We start from the raw sequence: 10,721 nt of genomic DNA, 5'->3' as shown, positions 1-10,721 counted from the left end.
TGCAATTCAGGGCGCGCTGCCGAAAGAGCGGCCTGATTTGGAACGGAAAACGGTCATGAATACACCCGCCTTCATCGCCGGTGACTGGGGCACCACTCACGCCCGGTTGTGGCTTTGCGCCGAGGATGGAGACATTCTTGAGTCCCGCGAGGCCCCCGGCGTCAGCCAGCTGGACGGCAAAGCGGCGGTCGAGGCGGCCTTCCTTGCGGCCGTGGAGGGGTGGGATGCCGCCCTGCCCGCCGTTCTGTGCGGCATGGTGGGCTCGACCATCGGCTGGGCCGATGCAGGGTATCAGGACTGCCCCTGCCCGCTTGAGGCCATGGGCGGGCAGGCGCTGCGGTTCACCGCCCAGGGACGCGCCATTGCTATCCTGCCTGGCCTGCGCGCCCGCAACAGCTTCGGCCTGCCCGATGTGATGCGCGGAGAGGAAACCCAGATCTTTGGCGCAGCCGCGATCGGCGGCGAACGCAGCTTCGTTGCTGCGCTGCCCGGCACCCACAACAAGTGGGCCTTGGTCGAGAACGGCGTCGTCACCAGCTTCCACACGGCGCTGACCGGCGAACTCTACGATGCCATCGCCCGCCACACGGTATTGCTGGGCGGCAAGCCTGCCGCCGTTTCCCCTGGCGCAGCCTTCGACGCCGGCGTGGAGGCCGTGCGGAGCAATCCGGCGGCGGGCCTGGAATCCCTGGTCTTTTCCGTGCGCGCCCGCCAGGTGGCCGGCAACCTGCCGCGGGAGGACGCGGGCAGCTACCTCAGCGGCCTGCTGATCGGCGCGGACGTCCGCAGCGCCGCGGCCGCGCTGGATCTGACGCGAAAGGGCCTGCCCCTTCGCATCATCTGCTCGGAGCAACTGGCGACGCTCTATGCCCGCGCGCTTGCCGCCTTCGGGCTGGAGAGCAAGCCCCTCTCGGGTGCAGAGACCGTGCGCGCCGGGCTGCAGGCGGCGCACCGCGCCCTCGCCTGAGCGCCGGTTTTTGTTCAAAAAGGGTATCTTGCAGGGGGCGCAACTTCCCCTGCAAAATCTCAAAAACCAAACGCGAAAGTTTATCCGCGGACGGCGGCCATGATGGCGCGGGCCTTGGCGCGCACGATATCCGGCGTGTCACCTGGGCGGTAGATATCGCTGCCGATGCCGAGACCGGCCGCGCCCGCCGCCAGCCACTCCTGCGCGTTGGCCGGGCCGACGCCGCCTACGGCCAGCACCTGGGCCGAGGCCGGCAACACGGCCTTGATGGCCTTGTAATAGTCAAGGCCGAGCGGCCCAGCGGGAAACAGCTTGATGTACTTTGCGCCGGCAGCCACGGCGGCGAAGGCTTCGGTGGGCGTCAGGAAACCCGGCATGGGCACCAGCCCCCGCTCGAGCGCGCGCCGGATGACGGCGGCATCGGTGTTGGGCGTGACGATGATTTGCCCGCCTGCATCGGCCACACGATCCACGTCCGCCGGGTTCAGCACCGTACCCGCCCCAACGAGCGCCCGCCCGGCCGCATGCCGCGCCAGCCGCGCGATGCTGTCAATCGGATCGGGCGAGTTGAGCGGCACTTCGATGAGGGTGACGCCTTCTTCGATCAGCGCATCAGCCACCGCCACCACCTCATCGGGCCGGATGCCCCGCAAGATGGCAACCACCGGTGCCTGCGCCATCGCCTCGACCGCCAGCTGCTCGTTCATCATGTCCATCACCGCCACATTATTTCGGAGATGCTGTCGTAGCGCGCCGCACGCCAAATGGCTACCACGGCTGCGTGGTCGCGGCCAAAGGCCCCAGCGTCCCGCCATGCACAACCGCAACCAATCCGGGTTATTGCAAAGATGGTAGCCATCGACGCAAACCGCCCTACCTGTAAGCTGCTTTACAGCCTAGCGTTGTGTTCGGAAAGTGAGGGGGAGCGTGTTACGGCAGATCGTGTGCGCGCATGCCAAGATGCTGGCAGCTTTTCAGAAGCAGGCCAAATTTAATACGCATGTACAACAGACTGTGGCGCCTCAGGCAAATCAATGACCCGGGACGCGGATTCCTTGGCGACCGAAGTCGCAGATCGGCGCATTAAGGCGCTTGAGCGCGAGAACGCGCAGTTGCGGGCGCTGCTGGCGGCACAGGCCGCCCAATCGAGCGGCGCGCAGGCAAGCGCCCTGCAAGGCTGGCACGAGTCCGCCGCGATGGCGGATGCGAACACCGGCGTTGCGGAAGCCATCACGTTCCGGCGCCTGCGCCACCTTGTCGATTCCCTTCCGTTCCTGATCGCCTACATCGATGCCGACCTGCGCTATCGCTATATCAACGCCACCTACGAGCGCTGGTTTGGGCAGCCCAGGGAGAAAATCATCGGCCAAACGGTTGAGGACCTGCTGGGCACGCCGCACTTCATGGCCAGGCGCGAGCAACTCGAGGCGGCGCTGCGCGGCGAGTATCAGCGGTTTACCCTCATCACGCCCACGGCCCGTGGCCTGACTTCGGACCTGGAGCTTGAATATCTTCCCTGCCGCAACGCAAAAGGGGCTGTGGAGGGGCTGTATGTCCTGGCCATAGACGTCTCTGACCGGAAGCGCGCGGAGAGGGCCCTTCTGAACAGCGAGATCCGGCAGCACGCCATCACCGAGGCAACGCCGGACTGCATCAAGCTCGTCAGCGCGGATGGCCGGCTGCTGCATATGAACCCGGCCGGACTTTCCATGCTGGAGGCGCCCGACCTCGATAGCGTGCGCGGCACCGATATTCTGGATGCCATTGCCCCCGAATGGCGCGAGGAATGGCATCGCAAGCATAACCGGGTTATCGCCGGGGAAAGGCTTAGCTGGCAGTTCGAAATCCTGAGCCTGACCGGCAACCGCCGGTTCATGGAAACCCATGCCGTGCCGCTCCAGATGCCCGATGGCACGGTGGCGCACCTTGCGGTGACGCGCGACATCTCGCAGCAACGGCAGGCCGAAGCCAAGCTGCAGGATCAGAGCCGCATCCTCGAGACCGTAAACCGCACCGGCAAGGCGCTGGCGGCGGAGCTTGACCTTGAGCGCGTGGTCCAGATGGTGACCGACGCCGGCGTTGAACTGACCGGGGCCCAGCTCGGCGCCTTCTTCTATCATGTTCTCGACGACAAGGGCAGCAAGTGCATGCTCTTCACGTTGTCAGGCGCGGATCCCGAAACCTTCAAGGAGATGGGAATACCGCGAAACACCCACGTGCTCAGCCCCACCTTCAACGGTGAAGCCGTGGTGCGCTCTCACGACATTACCCGCGATCCTCGCTTTGGCCGCAACGCCCCGCACCAGGGGATGCCGGAAGGGCATCTGCCGGTCCGCAGCTATCTGGCGGTGCCGGTGATCTCGCGCTCGGGCGAGGTGCTGGGCGGGCTGTTCTTTGGCCATCCAGAGCCGGGGCGCTTCACGGAGCAGCACGAGCAGCTGATGGTTGCCATCGCCAGCCAGGCCTCGGTCGCGCTCGACAATGCCCGGCTTTACCAGGCGGCGCAGCGGGAACTCGCCGAGCGCCGGCGCGTCGAGGAGGCCCTGCGTAGCAGTGAAGCCGCCCTGCGGAAGCTCAATCGCGAACTCGAACAACGCGTATCGGAGCGTACTGCCGAGCTCGATAACATGTGGCGCCTGAGCCAGGATGTTTTCCTGGTCATCACCCCAAAGGGCATTATTCGGGCCATCAACCCCGCCGTGACCCGCCTGCTCGGATACAAGCCGGAGGATATGGTCGGCCGGAGCTTCCGACCCTATGTGCATCCAGATGACCTGGGACGCTCCCTCGAGTTGCTGGCCATTGCCGCCATCACCCGGCCAGAGAGTGATCTGGAGGTCCGGTTGCGGGCGGCCGACGGCACGTGGCGCTGGTTCGCCTGGACGGCCGGCCCTGGCGAGGGACTGATTTATGCGGTGGGGCGGGACATCACGGGCGAGAAGGCGCGCGAGGCCGAACTGGCGCAAATGCAGGAAACTCTCCGCCAGTCCCAGAAGCTGGAGGCCATCGGCCAATTGACCGGCGGCGTTGCCCACGATTTCAATAATCTGCTCACCGTCATCCGGTCTTCCGCCGACCTGTTGCAACGCCAGAACCTAACGGAAGACAGGCGGAAGCGCTATATCGATGCCATCGCCGAGACGGCCGATCGCGCCGCCAAACTGACCAGCCAGCTGCTGGCCTTCTCACGGCGGCAGGCGCTGAGGCCCGAGGTGTTTGAAGTCGGCGAACGCCTGAGCCGGATTACGGAGATGCTCCATTCCGCCGTCGGGGAGCGCGTGACCGTCATCACGAATCCCGGGCCCGGCAACTGCCATGTGGAAGCGGATGCAACCCAGTTCGAGACGGCAATCATCAACATGGCCGCCAACGCCCGCGATGCGATGAACGGCGAAGGCACGATCACGATTACCGTTGCTCCCCGCCAATCGGTGCCCAACCCGAACCTTTGCCCGCCTCTTGAGGGCCCGTGCGTCGCCCTGTCCATCGCCGATACCGGCTGCGGCATCGCGCCCGAACACCTGGGGCGGATTTTCGAGCCCTTCTTCACCACCAAGGAAGTGGGCAAGGGCACGGGGCTGGGACTGTCGCAAGTGTACGGCTTCGCCAAACAGTCAGGCGGCGAGCTGGATGTAGAGAGCGAGCCGGGGAAAGGCACGACGTTTACCGTCTACCTGCCGCGGATTGAAAAGCGCGATGAGGCTGAGGCTCCGGACCAATCACCCCGGCGACACCAAATGCTGGCGCGGCCGTACCGGGTCCTGCTGGTGGAAGATGATATTCAGGTAGGCGAATTTGCGCGCCTCATCCTTACCGATCTCGGCTATCGATCAGAGTGGATGCTTGATCCGCAGTCAGCGCTCGAACTTTTGGAACAGCAGCGGGAGCAATTTGATATCGTGCTCTCAGATGTTGTCATGCCGGGCATGAACGGCATTGAGTTTGCCCAGCTGCTGCAAAGCCGCTACCCGGACCTTCCGGTGGTTCTCACCAGCGGCTACAGCCAGGTTCTGGTGGAAGAAGGCAATCTCGGCTTCGAGCTGCTCAAGAAACCGTACACATCGGAGCGGCTGACCGAGGTTTTGAGCAAGGCCTTGAGCAAATAAGGGCGCTCTCTAGCCCGCCGGGACACTGGCCATAACGCCCCGGCTGCGCGGCAGGGCAGTAAAGAGCTTTCCCCGCGGATGGTTCGGCAGTTTCTGCGTGTGGCCAGCGCCGATAAGCGCAAGGCGGCGCCCGGCGAACCGGAAGCCGATGTTGCGCCTATGGGATACGAATGATCCCGACGCCGTCTTTCAGGAGGATCTCCGTCCCGAAGGGCTTGGAGAGGGATTGCAGCCGCTCAAGAATGCGGCGGCCCACAGTAGGATCGGCCAGTCTTGGCACGCCGCGCCCGGCTCCCTGAACGTTGACGCCGAGGTCTATGGGATAAAGCCGGATCTCGGCCACCCGGCCGTCCACGTAGCGGCTGACGGCAATAACGGACTCGTAGAGCCTCGGGTCAGCGAAGGTTTTCTCTGCCCGGGCCTGCAACAGCTCGGGCACGGTCCTGGAGCCCGGTTCCACGGCGTATTGCTCGTACATGTCCCTCGGCAGGGCATCGAGGGAATTGTTCATCATGGCAAAGTTGCCGAGGGAGTAGAAAATCGGCTTGCCCTTATAAATTTCGATGCCGCGCAAAATGTGCGGCCCATGCCCCACATAGGCATCGGCGCCCTCGTCAATCGCACGTCGGGCCAGCGTGATGGCAAAATCCGCCGGCACATCGCTGTCGTTGCCCGGCTCATGGTTGTGAACGGCAAAGACCATAAAATTACTGTTCTGCTTGCCTTGCCGCACTGCAAGCAGATTGCCCGAAAGGTCCTGCTCGTCCATCTCGTAGCTGAACGTGATTTTGCCGGAGTAGGGCTCGATCGCCCGATATTTCGCGCCCAGCAGACGAACGGTCCCTTCCGACTGCTGCGTTTTGCGGCCAGGGGCCTGGGCGGCCAGTTCGCCCAGCACCGCAAGCTGCGATTTGCTGACCAAGGCAATGCGGTCAACGCGCAGCGGGTTGAGCCCCGGCCGGCCGGGAATTTCGCCAATCGGATCGGCCGCGCGGGACATGGGCGTGAAAGTGGAACTGGTGGCAACCAGCGCCACCCGCCCCTTGCTGCCGTCGTGATATCGCGGGCTGCGGGCCGCCTGCAGCGTGCGGCCGGTTCCCGCAGAGATAAGCCCGGCGGCCTTGAGACGCGCCTCCGTCTCGGCCAGCCCTTCGACGCCCCAGTCCGTTGTATGGTTGTTGGCGAGGCTGAGGACGTCAAAGCCCATTGCCTTCACGTCGTCCACGACGCGCGGGTCGGCGATCAGCCACGTGCCGCCCGACTCCGCCTGGGGTGCGCCACGAAAGTGGGCCAAGTCTATGGCCTGCATCTCAAAGTTGCCGAACGTCACATCCGCGCCGCGCAGCAGCTTCATCATATCAGGCGACTGCGTCTCAAGGGTCGCCAGCATCGGACGCAAGTAGATGAGGTCGCCCACCGCCGCGAAGGTAAATTCGCCCGGCATTGGCGTGGTCGGCACCGGCTTGATAGAGGATGGCTCTTCCAGCGCCAATGCGGGTGCCGCAACGGCAACTGTGATGGCAAACATACAGGCCGCAAAACGGAAAACCGGCAATCCTCTTGCCATCTTGCCCTCCTGCTCTGCCGTCTGCTCCCGTTGTCCACCCCCCGCGGATGCGCCCATCCGGCTTCATCAACTCTAGGTTGAGTAAGGGGCCGCAATCAAGCCTGCGCCTGCCTGCCCGCTGGCCGCCTGCTCAGAATGTCATGGTCATGATGCCGGCGGCGGCCTCGATGCCATCCCACAGGTTCTGCAATCGCAGGTTTTCATCCTCGGCATGCTGGTTGTTATCGTGGTTGGCGATGCCGACCATGATCGACGGCACGTCGAAGGTATTGCGGATAACGTACAGCGGCAGGCTGCCGCCCATTGACGGCAGATTTACGATGGGGCCGATGCCGGCGTGGCGCACCGCATCTGTCACCGCGCGGGCGAAGGGATCGTCCATGTCCGCGCGCTCCGCATTGTAGCCGTCACGCAAGGCGACCTGGGCAACGCGCGGATATCGCGCGCGCTCCTCCGCCGTCGGCTCGCGGTCGGTCACGTAGAAGCCCTGGGCGCGCACATGGGCCACCAGCTTGTCGAACTGGCGGCGATAGTCGTTGCCCCGCACCAGCCGCATGTCGAGCGTCGCCGTGGCGGTGGTGGGAATGATGTTGCGGGCCTTCCCGCCCACCTCGGCGCTTTTGGACCCGTCGATGTTGAGCGATGGCTGACTGATGAGGGCCAGCAGGCTCTGGCCGCCGCCTTCCGGCTGGCCGAAGCCCAGCGCGGCCTGCAGTTCCCGGTCGACCTGCGGAGCCTCGGCAATGGCGCGGCGCTCGGCCTCGCCCAGCGGCTCCACGTCATCATAGAAACCCTTGATGAGCACGCGGCCGGTCTCATCCTTCATGCTGGCCAAGAGGCGCGACAGCTCCATGGCCGGGTTGGGCGCCCAGTTGCCATAATGCCCGCTGTGCAGGGGACGGTTCGCGCCATAAACGGTGATATCCGCCCCGATGATGCCCCGCGCGCCGAATACCACCTGCACGCGTCCCGATTGGTGCGCCGGTCCATCGAAGATCACCCAGCCGTCGGACTTCAGCAGCGCCTTGTGGCGGCCGAGAATATCGGCAAGGTGGGGCGATCCCGCTTCCTCCTCGCCCTCGAAGACGATCTTGATATTGGCGGCAGGCGCGCGCCCTTCCGCCTTCAGCGCATCGATGGCGGCAAGGATGGCCATTACGCCCGCCTTGTCGTCGGACGCCGACCGGGCATAGAGGCGGCTTTCCGGATCGATCTTTTCGCCAGGTTGCGGCATGGGGATAACCGTGCCCCCGGCGTAGAGGGGCTTGTCGCGCAGCACCGGCTTCCAGGGATGGCTGCCAGTCCACTGGCTTGCATCGGTGGGTTGGCCATCATAGTGGGCATAAAGCACGATGGTGCGCTTGGCGCCGGCAACCCGCCACTCGCCATAGACCACCGGCGGAGCCTTTGCATCGGATGATTCCAACAGACGCGGCTTCAGCCCGCGCTTCTCCATCATAGCGACCAGGGCATCGGCATTGCGGCGGATGTTCTCGCGGTCGGATGCCACATTGGGAATGGCGAGCAGCCCGGCCAGCTCGGTCAGAATGGCGTGCTCATTGGCCTGCCGATAGCCTTTCACGGAAGCGGCCGCCGGCATGGCCGATAGAAGCTGAAGTGCCACTGCCGCAGCCGCGATACCGGTCTGCCAGATGGATCTCATGGTGACGCCCCCTCGTGGAATAACAAGCGGATGCAGGCTAGGGCGTGCGGCTGCGCCTTGTCCAGCCATAGCGGAAATGACCGAACCCAGCGGACGGGACCCAACAGCGTGCCGTCGCGCACCGCGAACATCCTCCCGATGCTGCGGAACGCGGCAAATTGTGACATAACACGCTATTGCAACTCACTCTTAATAGTGTATAGGCACATCCCGCTGGGCGGCGGATACTGCCGCGCCCGGCGAACATCGTTCATGCGGTTTCTCGCTGGGGGTATCATGGGCCGTTCTGTCTTCATCGAATCCAATCCGGGCTTGGCCCGCCTTTCCCTGCGCGCTGCCATTCTCGGCGCTGCCGCCCTTGCCGGTACGCCGGCCATTGCCGCCGAGGCCCGGAACGCAGCCATGCCAGACCTGGTGGTCACCGCTCCCAACTACGTGCCCTCGGGCAGCTTGACCGCCACCAAGACCACCGCGCCGCTCATTGAGACGCCGCAGTCCGTCTCGGTGGTGACGCGGGACCAGATCGACCTCCTCAACTTCATCGATGTACAGCAGGCGGTGCGCTACACCGCAGGTATCGTCGGCGAGAACTATGGCCCGGACCTGCGGTTTGATTTCCTGACGCTGCGCGGGTTCATTCCGGTGCAGTACATCGATGGACTGCAGGCCCCGGTCAGCGCCACCATCGCCAACGTGGGCGTCGACCTCTACGGCTTCGAGTCGGTGGACGTTCTCAAGGGCCCGGCCTCCGTGCTTTACGGCACCACGCCGCCGGGCGGCATCTACAACCTGACCAGCCGCCGTCCCTCCGCCGAATTCGGCGGCGAGGTGGCGGTGAAATACGGCACCGATGATTACAAGCAGGCGGCGGGCACCATCACCGGTGCGCTGACGGATGGCGTCACCGCCCGCCTGACCGGCCTCTACCGCGACCGGGACAGCCAGACCGACTTCGTGACCGCCGAGCGGGCCTATGCGGCCCCGGCCGTCAGCATCGCGCTGGGCCCCGACACGACCCTCACCGGCCTTGGCTACTACCAGTACGACCGCACGGAAGGGGATCCCAACGGCTTCCTGCCCGTGCTCGGCGTGCTGGAGGACAATCCGTTGGGCCGGATCAGCCGGGGCACCAACCTGGGCGAGCCGGACCTCAACTTCTATCGCCGCGAGCAGTTTGCGGCCGGATACGAACTGGTGCACCGCTTCAGCGATGCGCTCAGCTTCACCCAGAACGCCCGCTGGACCGAGTATCACGAGGACATGCGAACCATCTACGCAACGGGCCTCGCCGCGGACAACCGGACGGTCTCCCGCGCCGACTATCCGTTCAAGGATGATGTGAACCAGTTCGCCATCGACAGCCGCCTCGACGGCCGGTTCAGCACCGGGCCGATCGAGCACCGCCTGCTGGCGGGGCTGGACTATCGCAATTACCGCGAGGCCTCCGCCTTCGGCTTTGCCGCCACCACGCCGATCGACCTGTTCGACCCGGTTTACGGCACCGCACCCGTCGAAGCCCCGGCCCTCTCCCCCTGGACCGATCAGCGGCTGAAGCAGACCGGCCTTTACGTGCAGGATCAGGCGAAGCTTGGCGGCTTCATCCTCACCCTTTCCGGCCGGCAGGACTGGAGCCGCCGCACCGATTACCTCTCCCCGGATGCGCCGACCGACAAAGACGACAAGTTCACCTATCGGGTGGGCGGCACCTACCTGTTCGACACCGGCATCGCGCCCTATGTGAGCTACGCAACCTCCTTCCAGCCGGTGGTGGGGGCCGATGCAAGCGGGCAGGCGTTCGACCCCTCCGAGGGCAAGCAGTGGGAGGCGGGCGTGAAGTATGACGGCCGCACGCTCAGCCCCGGCGTGAAGCTGTTCGCCACCGCCGCCGTCTACAAGATCACGCAGACCAACGTGGTCACGACCGATCCCAACAATGCGAACTTCAGCGTCCAGACCGGCGAGGTGGAGGTGAAGGGCTTCGAGCTGGAAGCCGTCGCTCGCATCCACGATCAACTCAGCATCAACGGCTCCTACACCTACGCCGATACGGAAGTGACCGAGAGCAACGGCCCGGACCTCGGTGCGCGCCTCGTCGGCCAGCCCAAGCACAAGCTGTCGCTGTTCGTCGACTACACCTTGCAGCAGGGCCCGCTGGCGGGCTTTGGCGTTGGTGTTGGCGGCCGCTACCTCAGCAACAGCCCCGGCAGCCTGCCGAGCGCCTTCGCGCCGACGGTCTACTACACGCCGTCCACCACCCTGTTCGATGCGATCATCCACTACGACACGGCCGACTGGCGCTTCGCCCTCAACGGCAGCAACATCTTTGACAAACGCTACGCCGGGCGCTGCACCGGTCCGGTGGGCTGCTTCTTCGGCCAGAGCCGCCAGGTGATCGCAACTGTGACCCGCAAGTTCTAG

The 10,721-nt window shown here is 64.9% G+C and carries 6 protein-coding genes; 3 read left to right on the top strand and 3 right to left on the bottom strand.

The features are described 5' to 3' along the window. Positions 1–55 precede the first annotated feature (55 nt). The gene (locus L0C21_RS15245) at positions 56–967 is read left to right on the top strand and encodes a 2-dehydro-3-deoxygalactonokinase (RefSeq protein WP_259279283.1); all 912 of its coding nucleotides are present in this window, start codon (positions 56–58) and stop codon (positions 965–967) included. An 80-nt stretch (positions 968–1,047) separates the two neighbouring features. Here L0C21_RS15245 and L0C21_RS15240 read toward each other — a convergent pair whose 3' ends face one another. Beyond that, on the bottom strand, positions 1,048–1,683 hold the full coding sequence (locus L0C21_RS15240; RefSeq protein ID WP_259279282.1) for a 2-dehydro-3-deoxy-6-phosphogalactonate aldolase: 636 nt from the start codon (positions 1,681–1,683) through the stop codon (positions 1,048–1,050). 318 nt (positions 1,684–2,001) lie between these two features. Here L0C21_RS15240 and L0C21_RS15235 point away from each other — a divergent pair, with 318 nt between their 5' ends. Then, positions 2,002–5,073 (top strand): PAS domain-containing protein, encoded by a 3,072-nt coding sequence (locus tag L0C21_RS15235; protein ID WP_259279281.1) that lies wholly within the window; start codon positions 2,002–2,004, stop codon positions 5,071–5,073. 157 nt (positions 5,074–5,230) lie between these two features. Here L0C21_RS15235 and L0C21_RS15230 read toward each other — a convergent pair whose 3' ends face one another. Together L0C21_RS15230 and L0C21_RS15225 are read right to left on the bottom strand one after the other, a co-directional pair. Then, complete coding sequence (locus L0C21_RS15230; protein ID WP_310593402.1) at positions 5,231–6,601, bottom strand: CapA family protein; 1,371 nt, start codon at positions 6,599–6,601, stop codon at positions 5,231–5,233. A gap of 169 nt (positions 6,602–6,770) precedes the next feature. Next, entirely contained in the window at positions 6,771–8,303 is a 1,533-nt protein-coding gene (locus L0C21_RS15225; RefSeq protein WP_259279280.1) for a M20/M25/M40 family metallo-hydrolase, read from the bottom strand. A 276-nt stretch (positions 8,304–8,579) separates the two neighbouring features. Here L0C21_RS15225 and L0C21_RS15220 point away from each other — a divergent pair, with 276 nt between their 5' ends. Further along, positions 8,580–10,721 (top strand): TonB-dependent siderophore receptor, encoded by a 2,142-nt coding sequence (locus L0C21_RS15220; RefSeq protein ID WP_259279279.1) that lies wholly within the window; start codon positions 8,580–8,582, stop codon positions 10,719–10,721.

The organism is Pedomonas mirosovicensis (assembly GCF_022569295.1).
Classification (GTDB): domain Bacteria; phylum Pseudomonadota; class Alphaproteobacteria; order Sphingomonadales; family Sphingomonadaceae; genus Pedomonas; species Pedomonas mirosovicensis.
This window is presented reverse-complemented; position numbering and strand designations above follow the sequence as displayed.

Excerpts from the sequence above, each read along its gene's own strand:
- L0C21_RS15245 (WP_259279283.1), top strand. The coding sequence starts at position 56 with ATGAATACACCCGCCTTCATCGCCGGTGACTGGGGCACCACTCACGCC.
- L0C21_RS15220 (WP_259279279.1), top strand. The coding sequence starts at position 8,580 with ATGGGCCGTTCTGTCTTCATCGAATCCAATCCGGGCTTGGCCCGCCTT.
- L0C21_RS15240 (WP_259279282.1), bottom strand. The coding sequence starts at position 1,683 with ATGGACATGATGAACGAGCAGCTGGCGGTCGAGGCGATGGCGCAGGCA.
- L0C21_RS15235 (WP_259279281.1), top strand. The coding sequence starts at position 2,002 with ATGACCCGGGACGCGGATTCCTTGGCGACCGAAGTCGCAGATCGGCGC.
- L0C21_RS15225 (WP_259279280.1), bottom strand. The coding sequence starts at position 8,303 with ATGAGATCCATCTGGCAGACCGGTATCGCGGCTGCGGCAGTGGCACTT.
- L0C21_RS15230 (WP_310593402.1), bottom strand. The coding sequence starts at position 6,601 with ATGTTTGCCATCACAGTTGCCGTTGCGGCACCCGCATTGGCGCTGGAA.